Below are 21891 nucleotides of genomic sequence, written 5' to 3'. Positions count from 1 at the left end.
GCGCGGAATCCCTTGCCTGCTCGCGGATTCGCATCGGTCCCCTCCGGTTCGGTGCAGCTCCTGACGCCACGGTAGGAAGCGGCCCGAAACCCGAGCCCCCCTCCGCATGGCCGGGACGTGAACCGTGCGCGTCGATCTCCCCGGCCAGTTCACCGGGGCTTCGCCGAACGGCTATCGAGCCTCGAGATTGGCCGGTTCCCGCAGCTCGCCGAGGCGGCTGAGGGTGCGGTAGAGATCGGGGACGCGGCGCACCTCAGCGCCGAGTTCGGCCAGCGGGACCTCGGCGTAGACCGACAGTTCGAGGTCGGCGTCGTAGAGCACGTCGACCAGGTTCACGAAGCGCATCACCCAGTCCGGCGGGACCGTGCCCAGCGGCGGGACGTCGCACACCACCCAGGTGTGGAGGTCGGCGGTGAGTTCGAGGAAATCGGCCGCCGACACCGGGATGCCGCACAGTTCCGCGAATCCGACGGTGATCACGCCGTTTTCGACCGCGCGGGCGTGCAGCTGTCGGTGGGCGACCGGCAGGTCCACGGCCCCGGTCTCGGGGCAGGCGCCGACCACGTAGTGCCCGGCCGCGAATCCGGTGTGCCGCCCGCCGAGCGTGCGGTAGTCCGTCGGCCCGTTCACCGACACCACGTCGAGGTGCTCGAGGATGCGGTCGATGGTCGGCACGAACATGGCGTGCATGTAGGGATTGGGCAGCAGGTCCTGTGGCGGGTAGTTCGAGGTCACCACCAACGTGATGTGCCGGGCGAACAGGGTGTCCAGCAGCCGGGCCACCAGGCGGGCGTCGCCCGAGTCGTGGACGTGGAATTCGTCGAAGCAGATCAGCTCGGCGTCACCCAGCAGCGCGGCCGCCGAGGCGTCGATGCCGCCGTACTCGTGGATGCCCGCGTTCAGCCGCGCGAAGAAGGCGTGGAAGTGGTAGCGCCGCTTGCGCGCCGTGGGGACCGATTCGAAGAAGCGGTTCATCAGCATGGTCTTGCCGCGGCCCGGCCCGCCGTACAGGTAGAGCCCGCGCGGCCGCCGCCACCGCTTGCCGACCCGGGCGGCGATGGCGTCGAGTCGGTCGGCGGCCGACCGCTGGTCGGCGTCGAGCACGATCTCCGTGGTTTCCATTGCGACCTCCCTGCTTCCTCTACCGCTGTAGAGCGTCCTCTATAGTTGTAGAGGATCGCGAAGCCGCAGAGGAGCGAAGGTGACCACTCCCACAACCGATCGGCGCAGTCTCATCGTGGACAGCGCCATAGATCTCATTGCCGCGCAAGGACTCCGGGCCCTCACCCATCGGGCCCTCGACACCGCGCTGGAACTTCCCGCGGGCTCGACGTCGTATTACTTCCGCACCAAACGCGCGCTCATCGAGGCCGTCGTGGACCGCATCACCACCCGCTCCCGCACCGATTTCACGGCCGGACAGGGCGGTCTGGTCACGCCCACGGCCCTGCCGGGCACGCGCGAGGACATCGACCTGGACGCGCTCGCGACCGGCATCGCGGGCTGGCTGGATCATCTACTGGCACATCGCCGCAACCATCTGATCGCGCGGCAGGCGCTCATTCTCGAATTGCTCGGCGACGCCGAACTGCGGCCGCGACTGGTGCGCAGCCTCTTCTCCCACCAGCACGCCACCGGCCTGTTCGACACCCTGGGCGCGGCCGAACCCGCCACCGCCGCGGCCGATTTCATCGCGGTCATCGAGGGCCTGGTCTTCGACCGCTTCGCCGGCGCCCGCACCGACCTCGCGCCGGGCACGCCGGCGAGCGTCGCACAGCTGAAAGGCGTACTCGCCGTTCAGCTCAGAGGTGCTTCGTCACCGTGATCCGGGTGTCCGGCCACGGTGGCCGCTTGATCATGGCCGCGGTCGCGAATGTCGCCGCGATCAACCCGGTGAGCACGCCGAGCAGCGCGACCCGCTCACCATTGGCGGTGCACACCCACTCGACGTTCCCGCCGCTGACCACGAACATGCCGCGCGCCCGCGGACCGAACAGCCCGGGCTCGGTCACGGTGATGACCGTTGTCCCGTCCGAGGTCTCGTACGGCTCCCCGAACACCGGCGCGCCACGCAGCGGCGACAGCTCGTTCAGACGGTCTCGCACGGTCATGACGACCCCTTCCCGACAGGCGAATCCCGTCCCAATGTACGCCCCGAAAGCAGAAGTCCACCGGCGTGATTCACGCCGGTGGACTCCTTGTCCCCTCGAATCGAGGTCGGGTTCGATCGAGGTCAGTTGGCGGTGAGCACCAGGCCCGAGGTCGGGACGCCGGTGCCGGCGGTCACCACGATGTTCTCCAGGCCCTGGACCTGGTTGACCGAGGTGCCGCGGATCTGGCGCACGCCCTCGGCGATGCCGTTCATGCCGTGGATGTAGGCCTCGCCGAGCTGGCCACCGTGGGTGTTCAGCGGCAACCGGCCGCCGATCTCGATGGCGCCGTCGGCGATGAAGTCCTTGGCCTCACCGCGACCACAGAAGCCCAGCTCCTCGAGCTGCATCAGCACGAAGGGGGTGAAGTGGTCGTAGAGGATGCCCGCCTGCATGTCCTCCGGACGCAGACCGGACTGCGCCCACAGCTGGTCGCCGACCAGGCCCATCTCCGGCAGACCCGTCATGCCGTCGCGGTAGTAGCTGGTCATGACGTACTGGTCCGCACCCGAACCCTGCGCGGCGCCCGCGATCAGCGCGGGCTTGTTGGGCAGATCCTTGGCCCGCTCCGCGGAGGTGATGACGATGGCCACGCCGCCGTCGGTCTCCTGGCAGCAGTCCAGCAGGTGCAGCGGCTCGGCGATGTAGCGCGAGGCCTGGTGCTCCTCGAGGGTGATCGGCTTGCCGTAGAAGTGGGCCGCCGGGTTCACCGCCGCGTGCTTGCGGTCGGCCACCGCGATGCGGCCGAAATCCTCACTGCGCGCGCCGTACACGTGCATGTAGCGGCGGGCCACCATGGCCACCTGCGCGGCCGGGGTGCCCAGGCCGTGGGTGTAGGAGAAGCCGTTGTCCACGCCCGAGGAGCTCGGGTTGCCGGTCGCCAGGTGAGTGGCGAACTGGCCGAAGCGGTTTCCGGAGCGCTCATTGAACGCGCGGTACGCCACGACGACATCCGCGATCCCGGTCGCCACCGCCATGGCGGCGTGCTGCACGGTCGCGGCGGCCGCGCCACCGCCGAACGGGATGTTGGAGAAGAACTTCAGGGACGGGATACCGGTGGCGCGCGCGACGGCGGCCTGGGTATTGGTGTCCATGGTGAAGGTCGTCAGGCCGTCCACGTCGGCGGGGGTGAGGCCCGCGTCGGCGAGGGCGGCGGTGACCGCCTCGGCGGCCAGACGCAGTTCACTGCGGCCGGAGTCCTTGGAGAAGTCGGTCGCGCCGATGCCGACGATCGCGGCTTCGCGGCTCAGCCCGGTCACTGTGCCTCCTGAAGGGAGATAACGGCTTTCGCCGTGATGTGGTCGCCGAGCGAATCCTTGCCGACCACGTCGATGGTGACGGTCGAGCCCTCGACGGCCGAGACGGTGCCGGACAGGGTGAGGGTGTCACCCGCGTACAGCGGCACGCCCAGGCGCAGCGACAGCGACTTGACGAGAGCCGTCGGCCCCGCCCAATCGGTGACGAACCGCTGCACCAGACCGGTGTCGGTGAGGATATTGACGAAGATGTCCTTGGAGCCGCGCGCCAGCGCCTTGTCGCGGTCGTGGTGCACGTCCTGGAAGTCGCGGGTGGCCAGCGCCGTCGACACGATGAACGTGGTATCGGCGTGGATCACCAACTCCGGCAACGTGGTTCCGACCTGGACGGCCGACAGTTCGACGGTTGTCATTTGACGGCCTTCCAGTAGGGCACGGTGTTGTCGTCGTCGAGCTTCAGGAACGCGGCCTCGACCGGCATGCCGACCTCGACGTCGGCCGGGTCGACCCCGGCCAGCTCGCCGAGCATGCGCACGCCCTCCTCCAGCTCGACCAGGGCGACCACGTACGGCAGCTGCCGTCCGGGCACCCGGGGCGCGTGGTGCACCACGAAGCTGAAGACCGTGCCGCGGCCCGAGGCCACCACGTAGTCGGTGGGCTCCGAGTGGTGCTTCCACAGCGCGGGCACCGGCGGGTGCTGCAGGGTGCCGTCGGGCCGCTGCTGGATGCGCAGCTCCCCGGCCTTGACGCCCTCCCAGTAGAACTCGGTGTCCTTGGAGACGGTCGGCCGCACCCGCTTGGCGAGATCCTCGGCCGAGACGTCACCGGAAGCCGCGGGGGCCTCGGTCTTTCCGGTCCCGGGCGCGAACTTCAGCATCCGGAACTTCATCTCGGTGACCAGTTCGTCGCCCACGTACCAGTTGGTGAGGTAGGTGGTGAACCAGCCGTCGCCGAGCCCGGTCTTCTTGGGGCCCACGATGTCACCGATGCTGGAGCGCACCGTCACCTGCTCGCCGAGCTGCACGTAGCGGTGGTAGACCTGCTCGCAGTTGGTGGCGACCACCGAGGTGAAGCCGGCCGCGTCGAACAGCTCGTTGGTGCGGGTCATCGGGTCGTCGTCGGCGCGGACGCCGCCCAGGCCCAGCATGGTCCACACCTGCGCCATGGCCGGCGGGGCCACGATGCCGGGGTGCCCGGCCGCCTGTGCGGCGGCCTCGTCCACGTAGATCGGGTTGGCGTCGCCGAGGGCCTCGACCCAGTTGTTGATCATCGGCTGGTTGATCGGGTCGCGGCCCGCGCGGGGCGCGGACTCGCCGTCGGCCTTGATCTTCTCCAGGCCGTCGCGGATCTCGTCGGCCGTGAAACTCTTCGTCACGCTCTGCTCCTCTGCGATCTAGCGCGGCACCCGCGGCAGCCGCAGGCCCATCTGGGCGATCAGCTCGCGCATGACCTCGTTGACACCGCCACCGAAGGTCACCACCAGGTTCTGCTTGGTGCGGCGGTCCAGCCAGACCAGCAGTTCGGCGGTGGCCGGGTCGGCGGGATCGCCGAAGCGGCCCACGATCTCCTCGGCCAGGCGGCCGGCTTCCTGCAGCGCCTCGGTGGAGAACACCTTGGTCGCCGAGGCGTCGGCGATCACGTCGCGCGGATCGGCGTCGGGGCGTTCCATATTGGACGCCACCTGCCAGTTCAGCAGTTCGTTGAGCCGGGTCATGGCGTGCAGGCGGCCCAGCGAGCGGCGCACCTCGGCCTGACCGAGCACACCCTGCTTCTGCGCCCACTCGCGCACCCGCTCGTAGAGCTGCTCGATCTTGCCGGACGGGCCGAGGCTGACCCGCTCATGGTTGAGCTGGGTGGTGATCAGCTTCCAGCCGCCGTCGACCTCGCCGACGACCATGTTCGCGGGGACGCGGACATTGTCGAAGTAGGTGGCGTTGGTGTGGTGCGCGCCGTCGGCGGTGATGATCGGCGTCCAGGAGTAGCCCGGGTCCTTGGTGTCCACGATCAGGATCGTGATGCCCTTGTGGCGGGACTCCACGGTGCCGGTGCGGACGGCCAGCCAGACGTAGTCGGCCTCGTGCGCGCCGGTGGTGAAGATCTTCTGGCCGTTGACGATCCAGTCGCCGTTGGCGTCGCGCACCGCGGAGGTGCGCAGCGCCGCCAGGTCGGTGCCGGCGTCCGGCTCCGAGTAACCGATGGCGAAATGCACGTCACCGGTGAGGATTCCGGGCAGGAACTTCTGCTTCTGCTCCTCGGTGCCGAACGACTGCAGCGCCGGGCCCACGGTCAGCAGGGTCACCAGGGGCACGGGCACGTCGGCCCGGACCGCCTCGTTGTAGAAGATCTGCTGTTCCAGCGGACCGAAGCCCTGGCCGCCGTACTCCTTGGGCCAGCCGACGCCGAGCTTGCCGTCGCGGCCCATGCGCTTGACCACCGCGCGGTAGGCGTCGCCGTGCCGGTTCACCAGCATCTCGGCCTCCTCTTCGGGAGTCACGAGACCGGTGAAGTACGAGCGCAATTCGTCGCGCAGTTGCCGCTGTTCCGCGGTCAGTTCGATGAACATCTGGCTCCCATACGGTCCAGCCGGAACGATTCGCCGCCGAGCCAGCGGGCGATGTCCTTGGCCTGTGAGTAGTAGCGGTGCAGCGGGTGGGTGATGTCGACGCCCAGGCCGCCGTGCAGGTGGTGACACTGCTGCATGGCCGCGGGCAGTTCCGAGGCCACCGTGTACGCCAGCACGTCGAGATCGTCGTCGATCCGCTCCAGGTGCTCCGCGCTGGGGTCTTCCTGGGCGAGCGCCCAGGCCGCCGACAGCGCGACCGCGTGCAGGGTCCGCGAGACCACGTACACATCGGCGATCTGCTGCGCGACCGCCTGGAATTCGGCCAGCGCGCGGCCGAACTGCTGCCGGGTCCGCACGTGCTCGGCGGTCAGCCGGACCACACCCGCGAGCAGGCCGTCGGCCACCGAGCCCAGGCCCGCCAGCGCGTACCGGTGCAGCTCGGTGAGCCCGCCCGGCAGCAGCTGCCCGGCGGGAATCGCGACTCCGTCGAAGCGGACCGAGAACTCCGGCACACCGTCGGAGGTGGGGCTCGCGATGCGGGTGATGCCGGCGGTGTCACCGTCGACCACGGCGAGGCCGTTGTCGGTCGGCACCAGGATCCAGCGCGCGGTGTCGGCGTAGGGCACCGCCACCTTCTGGCCGGTGACGCGCACGGTCGCGCCGTCGCTCACCGCGGTGGTCTCGGGCTTCACCGTGAACGGCGCGCCGGTCTCGTGCAGGGCCGCGGTCAGCACCGCGCCCTCGGCCACGGCCGGGAACACCTTCTCCGCCAAGGCATCCGGCACGCCGATCGCCTTCAGCGGCAGCACGCCGAACGCGAGGGTGGCCAGGGCGGGCACCTGCGCGGCGTCGGTGGCCAGCTCGGTGAGCATGGCCGAGACCTCGAGCAGACCCATATCGTCGCCGCCGAAGCGTTCGGGCAGCGGCACGGCCAGCAGACCGCTCTCCGCGATGATGGGCCAGAGCGCGATATCGCGTGCGCTTTCACGCTCCAGCAAACTTACGACAACCTCGGCGACAGCGTCCTGGCTCTCGTCCCTGGTGAAGTCCAATTCAATGCTCCCGGTTGAGTGTGGGCTAGCTGCTCGACTCGCGAGGCAGCCCGAGAATCCGTTCACCGGCGACGGTCAACAGAATCTGTTCGGTACCGCCAGCAATCGACAAACAGCGTGTGAGCAGGAATTCCTTCACCACAGGGGTTTCCAGAGCGCCCGCGACACCGGACAATTCGACGGCGAACTCGGCCACCGCCTGCCGGTGCCTGACACCGACCAGTTTGCGCACACTGCTCTCCGCGGCGGGGTCCCCGCCGGTCAGCAGTTTCCGGGCCGCACGGGCCTCCAACAATGTTCCCGCAACCGACTCCGCGACGAGTCCGCCGAGCCGATCCGCGACCAGTTCGGCGCCCGGGCCCGAGACGGGCGCGGCGGCGATCAACGCCTCCAGCTCGTCGCCGATTCCCTTGCCGCCCATGGCCACCCGCTCCGCCGACAGCGTCGACCGGGCGATCTTCCAGCCATTGCCGAGCTCGCCGACCAGGCAGTCGTCCGGCACGAAGACGTCGTCGAGGAACACCTCGTTGAAGCGCGCCTCACCGGTGATCTCCACCAGCGGCCGGATGTCCAGCCCCGCGCTCTTCATGTCGACCAGGAAGTAGCTGATGCCCTTGTGCTTCGGCGCGGACGCGTCGGTGCGGGCCAGGCAGATGCCCCAGGTGGCGCGATCAGCCAGCGAGGTCCACACCTTCTGACCGCGCAGCTTCCAGCCGCCCTCGACCCGCTCGGCCACCGTGCGCAGCGCCGCCAGGTCCGAACCGGCGCCCGGCTCGGAGAAGAGCTGGCACCAGATGACCTCGCCGGTCAGCGTCGGCAGGGCGTAGCGCTCGATCTGCTCGGGGGTGCCCCACTGCAGCAGGGTCGGGATCGCCCAGTTGGCGATCGCGATGTCCGGCAGCGTGATCCCGGCCTTGCGGACCTGATCATCGAGGCGGGTGCGCAGCAGCGGGCCGGCGCCGCGACCGTATGGCGCGGGCCAGTGCGCGGCGATCAGTCCGGCCTCGGCCAGCGCCAGGCGCTGCTCGGCCTCGGGCAGGGCCGCGATCTTGGCCAGGTCGGCTTCCAGCACGGCCGCCTCGGCGGCGTCCAAACCGCCCGTCTCCCACTCCGATTCGGCCTCGCCGCCCAGGTCGATGCCGACGGTGCGGCGCACGCCCGCCAGGGTGAGCTCGGTGACCCGGGCCCGCCAGCGCGCGGTGCCGCCCAGCAGCTGCCGCAGCGCGGTGGCGCGGCGCAGGTACAGGTGGGCGTCGTGCTCCCAGGTGAAGCCGATGCCGCCCAGCACCTGGATGCAGTCCTTGGCGTTCTCGACCGCGGCGTCAAGGGACATCGACAGCGCGACGGCGGCGGCCAGCGGGAGCTCGGCGCTCCCGGCGTCCGCGGCCGCGGCGGCATCGGCGGCCACCGCGCGAATCTGCTCGACCCGGCACAGCATCCAGGCGCAGATGTGCTTGACGGCCTGGAACTCGCCGATCCGGCGGCCGAACTGCTCGCGCACCTTCGCGTATTCGGTGGCGGTCTCCAGGGCCCAGCCGGCGATGCCCGCCAGCTCGGCGGCGACCAGGGTGGCGGCCAGGTCCAGCACCGAGAAGCCGGGCTCGAACAGCCGGTCCGCGGCCACGGCGACCTCGGCGCAGACCACGCGGGACAGCGGCACGCTCTGGTCGATCGCGTCCAGCGGCTCGACGGTCAGTCCGGCGGCGTCGGCGTCGATCAGCGCCCACAGGTGGCGGTCGCCGTCACGGACCGGAACCAGCACGGCGGTTCCCGGCGCGGCGCCCGGAACCGAGTCCCACTCACCGGACACCACGGCGCCCGAGGCGCTCGCCGAGATCGCGATTTCGCCCTCGAGCGCGACGCCGCATGGCGTAGTCTCGTCGAGCGCCTCGCCGACGACGAGACCTGCCAGCGCCGTCGCGAGAACCGGTCCGCCGACGAGGTCGTGCGCCGCCTGTTCGATCAGGACGGCCAAGTCCCCGACGGTGCCGCCCGCGCCCCCGGCCTCTTCCGGAACCGCGACCCGGAAAACCCCGAGATCGGCCAGGCGCGGCCAGTATTCGTGCCAGAAATCTGGTGCGCCGGAACGCATTGTTGCAATTGGTCGCACTGCCGAAGCCCATCCGCGCATCGACTCCTGGACGGCTTTATGCTCGTCAGTGGTGGCTATGGTCACAACCCCTACCTTCTTCCCGGCGTGACTTCCACTCCTAGAACATGTTCTAATGTTCGAGCCGGGCGGAAGTCAAGCGCCGTCCCGACGACGCGGTACGAACTCGTGCCCGGCGCGTGTCTGCCGGGTGAGATGAACCGAACGATTCGTGCGAAAGGACTTTCAACCGATGGCCAGTCCCTCCCGATCGCAGGCCGCCGACGGGGCGCCCGGTGGACGCACCGCGCCCGTCACCACCCTCAGCGAGGAGGATCTGAGCTCGGCGGCCCAGCGCGACCGGCGTAAACGCATCCTCGACGCGACCCTCGCACTCGCCTCCAAGGGCGGCTACGACGCGGTCCAGATGCGGGCCGTCGCCGAACGCGCGGACGTCGCCGTCGGCACGCTCTACCGGTACTTCCCGTCCAAAGTGCACCTGCTGGTGTCCGCCCTGGCCCGGGAGTTCGAGTCCTTCGAGGGCCGCCGCAAGCCGCTGGCCGGGGCCACCCCGCAGGAGCGCATGCACCTGCTGCTCACCCAGGTCACCCGGGCCATGCAGCGCGACCCGCTGCTCACCGAGGCCATGACCCGCGCCTTCATGTTCGCCGACGCGTCCGCGGCCGCCGAGGTCGATCGGGTCGGCAAGGTGATGGACCGGTTCTTCGCCCGCGCCCTGTCCGACGAGATCCCCAGCGACCGCCAGCTCGCCATCGCCCGCGTCATCTCCGATGTGTGGCTGTCGAATCTGGTCGCCTGGCTGACCCGTCGCGCGTCCGCCACGGACGTCACCGAGCGCCTGGAGCTGACCGTCGATCTGCTCATCGGCGGCGACAAGGAGTAGCGAACGCACTACTGCGTTCGCGAAGCGAGACGGGCTGCCCGGTCCGGAGAGCCGGGCAGCCCGTTGGCATTTCCGGGGTCCGGGTTTGCTGGAACAGCGCTGGTCAGCCGGGGTGAACAGCGAGCAACCCGGGTGTGTCTCACACACGGCGTGATCGACGCGAAAGTGTCTTGTAAACGCTATGTATCACCGCACACACGAGCGGGCAATCAAGACCCAGTAGCATCACTCGCGCCCTGAAAAATCTCCTCCGATCACTAGGTTGGATGCGTGAGCGCACAGGATTTGTCACTCGAACTGCGCCGTGCCCTGTCGGCCATCGCCCGCGTGCCACGGTTGCTGGTTGCTTCGGACTACGACGGGACCATCGCGCCCATCGTCTCCGACCCGGCCAAGGCCTATCCCCATCGAGAATCGGTGAGCGCCTTACGCGCTCTCGCCGGACTCACCGGCACCACGGCTGCCGTCATCTCGGGCCGCGCCCTGCGAGATCTCGCGGCGCTGTCGCGACTTCCGGTCGAGGTTCAGCTGATCGGTAGTCACGGTTCGGAATTCGATGTCGGCTTCGTGCACGCCATCGACAACGACGCGAAACAGCTACTGCAAGAGGTCACTACGACTTTGACGCAGATCGCTCAGGACAACCCGGGCGCCTCGGTCGAGATCAAACCCGCCAGCGTGGCCCTGCACGTCCGCAACGCCAGCCCCGAAATCGGCCGTCGCGCACTGGTTCAGGTGCGTCAGGGTCCGGCCAGCTGGGTCGGCGTGCAGACCACCGAAGGCAAGGAAGTCATCGAGCTCGCGGTCGTCGAGACCGACAAGGGCGCGGCCCTCGACATCGTCCGGCACCAGCAGGGCGCCTCCGCGGCACTGTTCATCGGCGACGACGTGACCGACGAGAAGGCGTTCAAACGCCTCTCCGGACCCGACGTCGGCATCAAGGTCGGCGACGGGGAGTCCCTCGCGAAATACCATGTGGCCAGCACCGAGGAGGTGTCGAAGGCGCTGGCGTTCCTACTCGAGGAGCGCCGCACATGGTTGGCAGGTGCCTCGGCCCCTCGAATCGAGCGGCTGACCATGCTGGCCAGCCCTCGCTCCAAAGCCCTTGTCACACCGGACGGTACCGTCACCTGGCTGTGCCACCCAGAACCCGACTCGGCCGCCGTCTTCGCCCACCTGCTGGGCGGACCTGGCGCGGGGCACTTCACCATTCAGCCCGAGCGCGCGGGGCTGCCGCTGTCGCAGCGGTACGTCGACGGCACCATGACCGTCGAAACCCGTTGGTCCAGTTTGCAGGTCGTGGACTACCTGCCGCACGACGTGGTCCCCGAGCGCACCGACCTCACCCGTGTCATCACCGGTGATGCCAAGGCGGTCATCATCTTTGCGCCCCGGCCCGAATTCGGGCAGGTGCCGGTGCGGCTGGTGCACGCCACCGGCGGGCTCAAGCTCGAGGGCACCAACGATCCGATGGTGCTGCGCTCCCCCGGCGTCGAATGGGAGATCATCGACGAGGGCAACCACCACACCGCCCGCGCGGTCGTGGACCCCTCCCAGGGTCCGGTCGTGCTCGAACTGCGCTGCGGCACCTCCGATCTCGCGCCCGCCATGCGGCCCGAGACGGACCGCCGCCGCGACGCCGAGCGCTACTGGGGGGAATGGGTCGGCACCCTCGAACTGCCGCCGCTCAAGCCCGACCTGATGAAGCGCTCCGCGCTCACCCTGCGCGGACTCGTGCACGCGCCGTCCGGGTCCATCCTGGCCGCGGCCACCACCTCGCTGCCCGAGGACATCGGCGGCGTGCGCAACTGGGACTACCGCTACTGCTGGCTGCGCGACGCCTCGCTGACCGCGTCCGCGCTGGTCTCGCTGGGCTCCACCGGCGAGGCCGAGGAACTGCTGGCCTGGGTGCACCGGGTGCTCGAGACGCTGCCCGGACCCGAGCGGCTGCACCCGCTGTACACCCTCTACGGCGAGACCCTGCCGCCCGAGGCCGTCATCGACCAGCTGCCCGGCTACGCCGGCTCGCGGCCGGTGCGCGTCGGCAACGCGGCGAACATGCAGGTTCAGCTGGACGTGTTCGGGCCCATCGTGGACCTCATCTCGCAGCTCGCGCACACCCGGGAACGCCAGGGCATCAACGATCCCGCCAAGGCGCTGCCGGACGCGGACTGGGAGTTGGTGCACGCCATGGTGTCCGCGGTGCAGCGGCGCTGGCGTGAGGCCGACCACGGCATCTGGGAGATCCGCGGCAATCCGCGCCACCACGTGTACTCGAAGGTCATGGGCTGGCTGACGGTGGACCGGGCGCTGACCCTGGCCAAGCAGTTCGGCCGCCCGGCCGACCCGGAGTGGGCGCCGCTGCGCGACACCATCGCCGACGAGGTCAAGACCGAGGGCTGGAACGACGAAGTCCAGTCCTACACAGCGGCTTACGACGGCACCGACCTGGACGCCGCCACCCTGCACATCGGATTGAGCGGGCTGATCGAGCCCTCCGACCCGCGCTTCGCGGCGACCGTGGTGGCCACCGAGGCGGAGCTGCGCAGCGGGTCGACGGTGTACCGGTACCACCACGACGACGGGCTGCCCGGCGGCGAGGGCGGGTTCCACCTGTGCGCCGCGTGGCTGGTCGAGGCGTATCTGCTGATCGGCAAGCGGGAGGACGCGGAGGCGTTGTTCGCGCAGCTGGTGGATGTGGCGGGACCGACCGGCCTGCTCTCCGAGGAGTACGACCCGGTCGCCGAACGCTCGCTCGGCAATCACCCGCAGGCGTACAGCCACCTCGGTCTGCTGCGCTGCGCGCAGTTGCTGAGCCAGCCGGTCGCGGCCTTCACCAGCCACTGACCTGAGGATTCGATAGTTCCGAAAGGCCCGGAGAGCAGCTTGCTCTCCGGGCCTTTCGTGTCGCGGACCACATCCGCGGATCGGGGCTAGGGACTCGCCCGGGGCGTGCGCTACATTCAAATGGCAATCGTTTTCGTTATTGATAAGCCGTAGTGCCAGGAGTGCCCCGCGTGACCAGAAGCTCTGCCCGAGGATTCGCCGTGTTCGCCGCAGGACTCGCGACCGTCGCCACCCTGACCGCCTGCGGCAGCACCAAGACCTCGGACCAGCTCACCGTCGTCGCGTCCACCAATGTCTGGGGCGACATCACCCGGGCCGTCGCCGGACCCGACGTGAAGGTCGAATCGATCATCGACGACCCCAAGGTGGACCCGCACTCGTTCGAGGTCACCCCCGCCGACGCCGCCCGGATCACCGACGCCGCGCTCGTCGTCTACAACGGCGGCCACTACGACGAATTCATCGACAAGGCCATCGCGGGCCGGGACAAGAAGACCGTCAACGCCTTCGACATCGCGACCGAGAGCGGCCACGCCCACGAGAGCGCCTCCGCCGCACCGACATCCGCCAAGACCGAGGCCGCCGGTCACGACCACGAGGCCAACGAGCACATCTGGTACGACGTGCACCAGGTCGGCCACGTCGCCGAGCACATCGCCGAAGCCCTCGGCGCCGTCGACCCCGCCCACAAGCAGGACTACACCGACCGCGCCGCCGCGTTCACCGCGAAACTCGCGCCCGTCGAGGCCGTCACCACCAAGATCGCCGCCGAGCACCCGAACCAGCCGGTCCTGCAGACCGAACCGCTGGCCGCGTACCTGCTCACCGCCGCCAAGGCCGACGACAAGACCCCGCGCGCCTTCCAGGAGGCCATCGAGCAGGGCACCGACCCGGCCCCCGCCGACGTGGCCGCCGTCCGGGACCTGGTGAACGCCAAGCAGGTTCGCGCCCTCGTCTACAACATCCAGACCGAGGACAAACTCACCAAGGACCTCCGCGCCGCCGCCGACAAGTCCGGCGTCGCCGTCGTCGAGGTCACCGAAACCCTCCCCCAGGGCCTGGACTACGTCACCTGGATGACGAACAACGCCCAGTCCCTCGCCAAGGCTCTCGCATAAACACCCGCAGCACCGCCGGATCCGGGAGGACCACCATGACCGCGAACCCCGCGACCAACCCCGGGGTCACCACCCCCAAGGCCGGTTGCGCCCTCACCGGAGCCCGCCCCCGCACCCCCGGGCGCTCCGGCCGCGCGGAACCCACCAGGACCGTCGCCGCACCCCAGCCGGAAACCGTGCGGCGCCAGGGCGTCCCCGCGGTGCGGCTGGCGGGCGCACGGCTGGCGTTCGGCGAACGGACGCTGTGGGACGGACTGGATCTCGAGGTCCAGCCGGGCGAGTTCATCGCGGTGCTCGGGCCCAACGGCTCCGGGAAGACCTCGCTCATGCGAATGCTGCTGGGGCAGCTGGGGTTGACCGCCGGAACCGCCGAGATCGCGGGATCGCCGGTGCGCGTGGGCAACCCGGATATCGGCTACGTGCCGCAGCAGAAGACCATCGAAGGCGGCGGGCAGCTGCGCGGCGTGGATCTGGTGGGCTTGGGCGTCGACGGGCACCGGTGGGGACTCGGGCTGCGCGGGCGCAAGGAACGCAAACGGAAAGTGGCCGAGGCGATCTCGGCGGTCGGGGCGGAACACTTCGCGTACGCGCCGCTGGACGCGCTGTCCGGCGGCGAACAGCAGCGGCTGCGAGTCGCGCAGGCACTGGCCGGTGACCCCCAGGTGTTGTTGTGCGACGAGCCGCTGCTGTCCCTGGATCTGGCGAATCAGCGGCTGGTGTCGGAGCTCATCGATCGGCGGCGGCGCAGCCACGAGACGGCCGTGCTGTTCGTGACCCACGAGATCAATCCCATTCTGCCGCTGGTGGATCGGGTGCTGTACCTGGTGGACGGGAAGTTCCGGATCGGCACGCCCGACGAGGTGATGACCTCCGAGACCCTCTCCGAGCTCTACGGCACCGAGGTCGACGTGCTGCGGGTGCGCGGCCGCCTCGTCGTGGTCGGCACCGGCGACGCCATGGACGCGCTCGGTGAATCCGGCGCGGCCCACTGCCAGCCGGAGGTGCGGGCCTGATGGAGAAGCTGTCCAAGCTGTTCTCACAGCTGTTCGACGTGTCCACCACCACGCATCTGCTGGCCTACGACTTCGTGCAGCAGGCCGTGATCGCCGCCGCGCTGCTGGGCCTGCTGGCCGGGGCCATCGGGCCGCTCATCATCAGCCGGCAGATGTCGTTCGCCGTGCACGGCACCAGCGAGCTGTCGCTGACCGGCGCGGCCGCCGCGCTGCTCGCCGGGATCGGGGTGGGCGTCGGCGCGATCATCGGGTCGGTGGTGGCGGCCGTGCTGTTCGGCGTGCTCGGATCCCGAGCCCGCGAACGGGATTCGGTGATCGCGGTGGTGCTGTCCTTCGGCCTCGGCCTGTCGGTGCTGTTCCTGTGGCTCGGCCCCGAACGCGCGGGCTCCAAGTTCTCGCTGCTCACCGGCCAGGTGGTGAGCGTCGGCAACTCCGGTCTCGGGCTGCTGGCCACCTGCACGGCCGCGGTACTGGTGGTGCTGGCCGCCGTCTACCGGCCGCTGCTGTTCGCCAGCGCCGATCCGGAAGTGGCTGTCGCGCGCGGGGTTCCGGTGCGGGCGCTGTCGATCGTGTTCGCGGTGCTGCTCGGCGTGACGGCCGCCTTCGGCGTGCAGATCGTGGGCGCGCTGCTGGTGCTGTCGCTGCTCATCACGCCCGCCGCGGCGGCCGCGCAGCTCACCGCGAGCCCGGCCCGGGTGGCGGTGCTGTCGATCGTGTTCGCCGAGATCGCCGCGGTCGGAGGCATTCTGCTGTCGCTGGCCCCCGGCGTCCCGATCTCGACCTTCGTCACCACCATCTCGTTCACCATCTACCTGATCTGCCGCGTGGTCGGGTCCCGCACCCGCAATCGGCGCACAGCCCTGGTCGCCGCCTGAGTTTCGCGGCGATCCCGCGAAACCGGCCACACCCCACCCGATCTGCCGCATGAGGGGCGGCAGATCGTGCCCGCTCGCCTGCTCCCGGGCCGTCACGCATCGGCCCGGGACGGGCGGCGCGGGGTCAGCTCCCCTCGCCCGCCAGCGCGAACAAACCGTCGGGGGTCTGCTCGATGAGACCGTCGACCAGCAGCGAATCCAGGGCCCGGTCCCGCTGGCCCGGATCGCGAGTCCAGGCCAGGTCCAGGCGAACCCGCTCCACCGGCCCCGACGAATCCCGCAGCACATCGAGCAGCCGTCCGCGCGCCTGCCGATCGGTGCCCTCGTACTTCTGCACCTTGCGCACCACCTCCGAGGCCGGACGGCCCGCCGACACCCACGCGCACGCGGGCAGCGGGCAGCGCTCGCAGTCGGGGGTGCGGGCGGTGCAGACCAGCGCGCCCAGCTCCATCAGCGCCGCCGACATGACCGCGGCCCGATCGACCCGCGCGGGCAACAGCTCCTCGGTCTCGGCCAGATCGCGGGCCGCGGGATTGCCGGCCTCGGCACGCCCGTGCACAGCCCGCGCCACCACCCGGCGAACATTGGTGTCCACCACCGGAACTCGCTGCCCGTACGCGAAACACGCGACCGCGCGGGCGGTGTACGCCCCGATGCCCGGCAGGCCCAGCAGCACATCCACATCGGCGGGCACCTCGTCGCCGTGCTCGGCGGCCAGCACCTGCGCGCACTCGTGCAGTCGCAGCGCCCGCCGCGGATACCCGAGCTTGCCCCAGGCGCGCAGCACCTCACCCTGCGGCGCGGCCGCCATCGCCGACGGCACCGGCCAGCGCGCCACCCACTCCCGCCAGATCGGCTCCACCCGAACTACTGGCGTCTGCTGCAGCATGATCTCGCTCATCAGAATCTGCCACGCGGTAACCCCCGGCCGCCGCCACGGCAGGTCCCGAGCAGTCTCCTGGTACCAGTCGATCAGCACGTCGCTGTCCATGCCCATTGGCCCTCCGTTGCGCTCCGGGCGGGTTCGCGGCCCCGAGGTCTCGATTCTTCCCTCCTCCGCTCCTCCGCTTCGCTCCCCCGCTCCGTCAGTCCAGAATCGAGACGGCCGCGAACCTGTGGGAACGCCTGCGAGGAGGTTGGGGCACAGGAAATCCTGCAGACCGCCGTTGGCGATGGTATCCATATCCGGGAGGCTGGTTTTCCCGACCCAGCGTGCCGCACACGAGCAGTCTCCCGGCGTGTCTGGCAGCTCACCGTGCGCACGCCAACATGGTCGGCCCGTCTTTGCCGGACCGTAACGCCATGGACTCGCCGGTAACCGAGGGGCTATGGAAAATAGGTCACATGCCGCATAACAACCCGATCAGTGCGTGGAAAGCCCTGCGCGAAGGCAATGAACGCTTCGTCAACGGCCAGTTGCGGCACCCTAGCCAAGGCGCGATCGACCGGGCCAAGCTCGTCGACGGACAGCAGCCCGGCGCGGTGTTGTTCGGCTGCGGCGACTCTCGCGTGGCCGCCGAGATCATCTTCGATCAGGGCCTCGGCGACATGTTCGTGGTGCGCACCGCCGGACACGTCATCGACGCCTCCGTGCTGGGCTCCATCGAATACGGCGTGCAGGTCCTGAACGTGCCGCTCATCGTGGTCCTCGGCCACGACAGCTGCGGCGCTGTCCGGGCCACCATCGACGCCCTCGACCACGGCAATGTGCCCGGCGGCTTCATCCGCTCGGTCGTCGAACGCGTCACCCCGTCCATCCTGATCGGCCGCCGCGAGGGCCTGGAGGGCGTCGACGAACTCGAGGCCCGCCACGTCGAGGAGACCGCCCGCCTGCTCATGCAGCGGTCGATGATCATCTCCCAGCGGGTCGCCACCGGCGAGTGCGCCATCGCCTGCGTCACCTACAACCTCGGCGAAGGCCAGATCAAGCTGCACCGCGTCATCGGCAATATCGGCGAAGTGGTCTGACCCGGCGCGGGGGCCGGAATTTACCGGCCCCGTAGCCGCTTTCGCGACCGACACGCCGAGACCCTGCTCGGGATGACCGGGACGGTGCGCTTACCGTTGTCACCGTGCTGGAACCGAACGGACCACTCCCACCGGAAATCTACTGGCGTCGACGCGCGGTCGCGATCGGCGCGATGGTGATCGGGCTCGCCCTGGTGCTCTGGGTGGGCTTCGCGCTGCTGAAGGGCGGCGGCGACCACAAGTCCGACACCAAGGCCGCCGCGAGCTCCAGTGCGGCGGCCAGCGGTAAGCCCTCGGGCAGCGCCACGGGCACTCCGGACCCGAGCTCGGCCAAGCCGTCCGCCGCGTCGTCGAGCGGCGCGGCCCCGGCGGCGCAGGCCCAGTGCACCGATCAGTCACTGGCCGTGAAGGTCACCGTCGGGCAGGCCAGCTACAAGGTCGGTGAGCAGCCGCAGTTCGGCATCGTCATCACCAATATCTCCAGCGGCGTCTGCGAACGCGATATGGGTTCCGGACTCCAGCTGGTCCAGGTGCAGTCCCTCGACGGCCAGCGCAAGCTGTGGTCCAGCACCGACTGCTACCCGGACGGCACCCCCGACATGCGCACCCTGGCCCCCGGCCAGCAGGCCGCCTTCACCGTGACCTGGTCGGGCGCCAGCTCGCAGCCGGGCTGCGCGGGCGAGCGCCTGCAGGTTCCGTCCGGGCCGTACACCGTTGTGGCCCAGCTCGGTTCGGTCCGCAGCCAGCCGGAACCCTTCAATATCGCCTGACGCCTCCAGCACACCGAAGGCCGGGATCCGATCACACGGATCCCGGCCTTCGTCGTTTCCGGGGAATTCCGGTATTCACGAATCGAATTCCGCCCCCCATTTCGAATTCGCGCTCCCGCTATTCGATTCCGGCGTTCACTCCGCCATTTCCATGGGCTCCTCCTGATCGCGCCGCCGGCGGCGCAGACCGGTAACCGACAGTGCCGCACGGATATCGGCCACCTCGCGCAAGGTCATGGTGCGGCCGGTGCGGTCCACGCCCGGCGGGACCAGGGCCTCGGTGAAGCCCAGCCGCTCCGCCTCCGCCAGCCGGCGGGTCAGCCCGGTCACCTGGCGCACCTCGCCCGCCAGCCCGACCTCGCCCAGCACCACCATGCCGGTCGGCAGCGCCAGGTCCTGGCTGGCGCTCGCGATGGCAAGCGCGACAGCCAGATCCGCCGCGGGCTCGGTGAGCCGCATACCGCCCACGGTGGCCGCGTAGACGTCCTGCTTGCCCACGTACACGCCCCCACGGCTCTGCAGGACCGCCAGGACCATGGAAACGCGGTTGTAGTCCAGCCCGCTGACCGCGCGCCGCGGAGCGGGCGCCTGGGTGTCCACGGTGAGGCCCTGCACCTCACCCAGCATGGGGCGCTTGCCGTCCATGGCGACCGTGACCGCGGTCCCGGGCACCGCATCGGTGCGGTGGTGCAGGAACAGCCCGGAAGGGTCGTCCACGCAACGGATTCCCGCCTCCACCATCTCGAAGCAGCCCACCTCGTCGGTGCTGCCGAAACGGTTCTTGATGCCGCGCACCATGCGCAGCGACGAATGCTTGTCCCCCTCGAACTGCAGCACCACGTCCACCAGGTGCTCCAGGGTGCGCGGACCGGCCACCGCGCCGTCCTTGGTGACGTGCCCGACCAGCAGCACCGCGATCCCGGTCGCCTTGGCCAGCGAGGTGAGCGCCGCCGTCACCGACCGCACCTGGGTGACACCGCCGATCACGCCGTCCGCGTCGGCGGCCAGCATGGTCTGCACCGAGTCCACCACCAGCAGACTGGGTTTCACCTGCTCCACATGGCCCAGGATGGTCGCCAGATCGGATTCCGCGGCCAGGTACACCTTTTCGTGCACCGCGTCGGTCCGGTCCGCCCGCAGCCGCACCTGACCCGCCGACTCCTCGGCGGTCACGTACAGCGCGATCTCGTCACGCGCCCGCGCCCACCGGTGCGCCACCTCGAGCAGCAGCGTCGACTTGCCGACGCCCGGCTCCCCCGACAGCAGCACCACCGAACCGGGGATGATCCCGCCGCCCAGCACCCGGTCCAGCTCGGACACGCCCGTCGACCGCGACTGCGTCTTCTTGGAGTCGATGCTCGAGATCGGCGTGGCCGCCGTGCTCGGCAGCATGGCGCGGCGCCCCACCGCCATCGCGCCCGAGGACGCGGCCACCTCCTCGATGCTCCCCCACGCCCCGCAATCCGGGCAGCGCCCAACCCATTTGGCGACCTCGCACGTGCACTCCGCACACCGGTACACCGATTTCACCTTGGCCACGCGGGCAGCCTAGCCAGGGCCCCCGACACACTCCGGCAACCACGCGCGCCGAAGCCTCCCCGCCGGGCCCGGATACGACGGTGCCCGCCCCGGAATCCGGGACGGGCACCGTCGGAGGTTCAGCGCGAGCTCAGTGCTCGCCGCCCTTCTTCTCCGCCTTGGCGGGCTCGGGGCGCGGGTTGTTCGGACCGGCGTCGACCGGGGTGTTGACGACGACGGTGCCACCCTCCTTGAAGTTGAAGGTGAGCGGGTAGGTCAGGCCCGGGTTGACGTCCTTGGCGAGACCGGTGACCTCGATCAGGATCGGCTTGGCGTTGGGGTCCGCGACCTTGTCGGAGGCGGGCTGGCCGGCGTTCTGCTCGTGCACGGCGGAGGCCTGGGCGGAGTCCTTGGCGGTCGGCTTGTCGGCGACGACGGCGCTGGACGGCTTGATCTCGATCTTGCTGTCCAGCTTGACCGTGCCCAGGCCCTCGGCGGTGATGCTGACCAGCTCGTCGGTCTTGCTGTCGCTCATGTTCACGGCGGTGAAGGCCAGCACGGCCTTGCCACCCTTGGTGTTGCCGGATTCCTCGCCCTGCGGCAGCAGGAAGCGCACGTCGCGCAGCGCGATGGACCCGACATTGGCGGTGCTGCCGTTGACGGCGGCGACCTGGGTGGCGGTCTGCGAGATCTGACCGGCGCCGCAACCCGACAGCGCGAGCACCGCACCCGCAGCGAGTGCAGCAACTGTCACGGCACGCCGCCGCGACTTCGACGCAGTGGTGGCTTTCAGGGCAGTCACGGTGTCCTCCATGTCGACCGGGCTCACTCCACTATGGAGAGTAGTAGTCAATGAGAGTAGTGCGTCGCTTCCCCCGTGCTACACGCGGGCGGTGTCGTGCGCGCGTCACGCGGTAGCCGGTTGCGAGCGCCGTGCGATATCGGATCGAACGTCGGTCGGTATCGGGCGAGCGCGTCACAGATCACACGGAGCGACCGGGTGGGATGTGTCAGGGGGCATGACAGAGATTCCGAGACGAGTTCTCGTGAGCGGCATTGCCGTTTATGCGAGGGTGCCCGGTCGCGTATGCGAACTACGCACTCGCATATGCGCGCGAACAGCGCGATGCGCTATCCCCTTATGCCACAACGGGATGCACACGATTCGCCATCTGTCAACCCCCGCCGCCGCTCCGTTGTGGCCCTGACCTGCGCCGTTGATCGCGCCGTTACCGAGTCGCATGTTAAACTGTGAACATCGAAAGGGGCACGGGACACATGATTTTTAAGGTCGGAGACACCGTCGTTTACCCCCACCACGGAGCGGCGCTGATCGAAGCTATCGAAACCCGCACCATCAAGGGTGTACAAAAGGAGTATCTGGTCCTGAAGGTCGCACAGGGCGACCTGACCGTTCGGGTTCCCGCAGAGAATGCGGAGTATGTCGGCGTCCGCGACGTCGTCGGCCAGGAGGGCTTGGACAAGGTCTTCCAGGTTCTGCGGGCTCCGCACACCGAAGAGCCGACCAACTGGTCCCGCCGCTACAAGGCCAACCTCGAGAAGCTCGCCTCCGGCGATGTGAACAAGGTGGCCGAGGTCGTTCGCGACCTGTGGCGTCGTGAGCAGGACCGCGGCCTGTCCGCCGGCGAGAAGCGGATGCTGGCCAAGGCCCGTCAGATCCTCGTCGGCGAGCTCGCGCTCGCGGAAGGCACCGACGACGTCAAGGCGGAGACCCTGCTCGACGAGGTTCTCGCAGCGGCCTCCTGAC

General features: G+C 69.6%; 20 protein-coding genes. 9 read left to right on the top strand and 11 right to left on the bottom strand.

The features are described from left to right. Positions 1-171 precede the first annotated feature (171 nt). Entirely contained in the window at positions 172-1122 is a 951-nt protein-coding gene (zapE, locus tag ACQP06_RS02535) for a cell division protein ZapE (RefSeq protein ID WP_433670178.1), read from the bottom strand. Between the two features lie 79 nt (positions 1123-1201). Here zapE and ACQP06_RS02530 point away from each other — a divergent pair, with 79 nt between their 5' ends. Then, a complete protein-coding gene (locus tag ACQP06_RS02530; protein ID WP_433670176.1) occupies positions 1202-1825 on the top strand; it encodes a TetR/AcrR family transcriptional regulator in 624 nt (207 codons plus the stop codon). Here ACQP06_RS02530 and ACQP06_RS02525 read toward each other — a convergent pair. The 7 genes from ACQP06_RS02525 to ACQP06_RS02495 form a co-directional block, all read right to left on the bottom strand. After that, positions 1803-2111 carry a hypothetical protein gene (locus ACQP06_RS02525; RefSeq protein WP_433670174.1) on the bottom strand — a complete coding sequence of 103 codons (309 nt, stop codon included), beginning with the start codon at positions 2109-2111 and terminating at the stop codon, positions 1803-1805. The two genes, ACQP06_RS02530 and ACQP06_RS02525, sit on opposite strands and share 23 nt — an antisense overlap. Positions 2112-2233: 122 nt before the next feature. Then, positions 2234-3409: a lipid-transfer protein gene (locus ACQP06_RS02520; protein ID WP_357275796.1), complete on the bottom strand. Its 1176-nt coding sequence runs from the start codon at positions 3407-3409 to the stop codon at positions 2234-2236. Further along, positions 3406-3819: a MaoC family dehydratase gene (locus ACQP06_RS02515; RefSeq protein WP_357087381.1), complete on the bottom strand. Its 414-nt coding sequence runs from the start codon at positions 3817-3819 to the stop codon at positions 3406-3408. The genes ACQP06_RS02520 and ACQP06_RS02515 overlap by 4 nt, the downstream gene beginning before the upstream one ends. After that, positions 3816-4781 carry a bifunctional MaoC family dehydratase N-terminal/OB-fold nucleic acid binding domain-containing protein gene (locus ACQP06_RS02510; protein ID WP_433670172.1) on the bottom strand — a complete coding sequence of 322 codons (966 nt, stop codon included), beginning with the start codon at positions 4779-4781 and terminating at the stop codon, positions 3816-3818. Before ACQP06_RS02510 ends, ACQP06_RS02515 begins: the two co-directional genes overlap by 4 nt. 18 nt (positions 4782-4799) lie before the next feature. Then, positions 4800-5969: an acyl-CoA dehydrogenase family protein gene (locus ACQP06_RS02505; protein ID WP_357275790.1), complete on the bottom strand. Its 1170-nt coding sequence runs from the start codon at positions 5967-5969 to the stop codon at positions 4800-4802. Next, positions 5954-7021, bottom strand: a complete 1068-nt coding sequence (locus tag ACQP06_RS02500; protein ID WP_433670169.1) for an acyl-CoA dehydrogenase family protein — start codon at positions 7019-7021, stop codon at positions 5954-5956. The genes ACQP06_RS02505 and ACQP06_RS02500 overlap by 16 nt, the downstream gene beginning before the upstream one ends. Positions 7022-7046: 25 nt before the next feature. Continuing rightward, positions 7047-9197 carry an acyl-CoA dehydrogenase gene (locus tag ACQP06_RS02495; RefSeq protein WP_433670168.1) on the bottom strand — a complete coding sequence of 717 codons (2151 nt, stop codon included), beginning with the start codon at positions 9195-9197 and terminating at the stop codon, positions 7047-7049. Positions 9198-9363: 166 nt separating this feature from the next. Here ACQP06_RS02495 and kstR point away from each other — a divergent pair, with 166 nt between their 5' ends. The 5 genes from kstR to ACQP06_RS02470 all read left to right on the top strand — a co-directional run bounded on the left by kstR (position 9364) and on the right by ACQP06_RS02470 (position 15867). Then, on the top strand, positions 9364-10014 hold the full coding sequence (kstR, locus tag ACQP06_RS02490) for a cholesterol catabolism transcriptional regulator KstR (RefSeq protein WP_357087396.1): 651 nt from the start codon (positions 9364-9366) through the stop codon (positions 10012-10014). Positions 10015-10284: 270 nt separating this feature from the next. Further along, complete coding sequence (gene otsB, locus ACQP06_RS02485; protein WP_433670167.1) at positions 10285-12861, top strand: trehalose-phosphatase; 2577 nt, start codon at positions 10285-10287, stop codon at positions 12859-12861. Between the two features lie 170 nt (positions 12862-13031). Continuing rightward, a complete protein-coding gene (locus ACQP06_RS02480) occupies positions 13032-13979 on the top strand; it encodes a metal ABC transporter solute-binding protein, Zn/Mn family (RefSeq protein WP_433670165.1) in 948 nt (315 codons plus the stop codon). A gap of 35 nt (positions 13980-14014) precedes the next feature. Next, a complete protein-coding gene (locus ACQP06_RS02475; protein ID WP_433670163.1) occupies positions 14015-14992 on the top strand; it encodes a metal ABC transporter ATP-binding protein in 978 nt (325 codons plus the stop codon). Beyond that, positions 14992-15867 carry a metal ABC transporter permease gene (locus ACQP06_RS02470; RefSeq protein WP_379280338.1) on the top strand — a complete coding sequence of 292 codons (876 nt, stop codon included), beginning with the start codon at positions 14992-14994 and terminating at the stop codon, positions 15865-15867. Before ACQP06_RS02475 ends, ACQP06_RS02470 begins: the two co-directional genes overlap by 1 nt. 124 nt (positions 15868-15991) lie before the next feature. On the opposite strand, the gene ACQP06_RS02465 is transcribed toward ACQP06_RS02470, so the two are convergent. After that, positions 15992-16864, bottom strand: coding sequence for an A/G-specific adenine glycosylase (locus ACQP06_RS02465; RefSeq protein ID WP_433670161.1), 873 nt, complete (start codon positions 16862-16864; stop codon positions 15992-15994). Between the two features lie 347 nt (positions 16865-17211). Between ACQP06_RS02465 and ACQP06_RS02460 the strand changes: the two genes are divergently transcribed. Both ACQP06_RS02460 and ACQP06_RS02455 read left to right on the top strand, forming a co-directional pair. Next, positions 17212-17835 (top strand): carbonic anhydrase, encoded by a 624-nt coding sequence (locus ACQP06_RS02460; protein ID WP_357087408.1) that lies wholly within the window; start codon positions 17212-17214, stop codon positions 17833-17835. A gap of 104 nt (positions 17836-17939) precedes the next feature. Continuing rightward, positions 17940-18605, top strand: a complete 666-nt coding sequence (locus ACQP06_RS02455; protein WP_433670159.1) for a hypothetical protein — start codon at positions 17940-17942, stop codon at positions 18603-18605. 135 nt (positions 18606-18740) lie between these two features. On the opposite strand, the gene radA is transcribed toward ACQP06_RS02455, so the two are convergent. Beyond that, positions 18741-20144 carry a DNA repair protein RadA gene (gene radA / locus ACQP06_RS02450; RefSeq protein WP_433670157.1) on the bottom strand — a complete coding sequence of 468 codons (1404 nt, stop codon included), beginning with the start codon at positions 20142-20144 and terminating at the stop codon, positions 18741-18743. Between the two features lie 130 nt (positions 20145-20274). Then, positions 20275-20925, bottom strand: a complete 651-nt coding sequence (locus tag ACQP06_RS02445) for a hypothetical protein (protein WP_433670155.1) — start codon at positions 20923-20925, stop codon at positions 20275-20277. Positions 20926-21401: 476 nt separating this feature from the next. Here ACQP06_RS02445 and carD point away from each other — a divergent pair, with 476 nt between their 5' ends. Then, positions 21402-21890, top strand: coding sequence for an RNA polymerase-binding transcription factor CarD (carD, locus tag ACQP06_RS02440; RefSeq protein ID WP_025346809.1), 489 nt, complete (start codon positions 21402-21404; stop codon positions 21888-21890). Position 21891 lies beyond the last annotated feature (1 nt).

Origin of the sequence: Nocardia sp. CA-136227, assembly GCF_050955695.1 — a bacterium.
Taxonomy (GTDB): Bacteria; Actinomycetota; Actinomycetes; order Mycobacteriales; family Mycobacteriaceae; genus Nocardia.
This window is presented reverse-complemented; position numbering and strand designations above follow the sequence as displayed.

What these genes read in the sequence shown, in the direction of transcription:
- ACQP06_RS02525 (WP_433670174.1), bottom strand. Translation starts at nt 2,111, where the DNA reads ATGACCGTGCGAGACCGTCTGAACGAGCTGTCGCCGCTGCGTGGCGCG.
- ACQP06_RS02505 (WP_357275790.1), bottom strand. Translation starts at nt 5,969, where the DNA reads ATGTTCATCGAACTGACCGCGGAACAGCGGCAACTGCGCGACGAATTG.
- ACQP06_RS02475 (WP_433670163.1), top strand. Translation starts at nt 14,015, where the DNA reads ATGACCGCGAACCCCGCGACCAACCCCGGGGTCACCACCCCCAAGGCC.
- ACQP06_RS02465 (WP_433670161.1), bottom strand. Translation starts at nt 16,864, where the DNA reads ATGGGCATGGACAGCGACGTGCTGATCGACTGGTACCAGGAGACTGCT.
- ACQP06_RS02460 (WP_357087408.1), top strand. Translation starts at nt 17,212, where the DNA reads ATGCCGCATAACAACCCGATCAGTGCGTGGAAAGCCCTGCGCGAAGGC.
- kstR (WP_357087396.1), top strand. Translation starts at nt 9,364, where the DNA reads ATGGCCAGTCCCTCCCGATCGCAGGCCGCCGACGGGGCGCCCGGTGGA.
- zapE (WP_433670178.1), bottom strand. Translation starts at nt 1,122, where the DNA reads ATGGAAACCACGGAGATCGTGCTCGACGCCGACCAGCGGTCGGCCGCC.
- ACQP06_RS02515 (WP_357087381.1), bottom strand. Translation starts at nt 3,819, where the DNA reads ATGACAACCGTCGAACTGTCGGCCGTCCAGGTCGGAACCACGTTGCCG.
- carD (WP_025346809.1), top strand. Translation starts at nt 21,402, where the DNA reads ATGATTTTTAAGGTCGGAGACACCGTCGTTTACCCCCACCACGGAGCG.
- ACQP06_RS02470 (WP_379280338.1), top strand. Translation starts at nt 14,992, where the DNA reads ATGGAGAAGCTGTCCAAGCTGTTCTCACAGCTGTTCGACGTGTCCACC.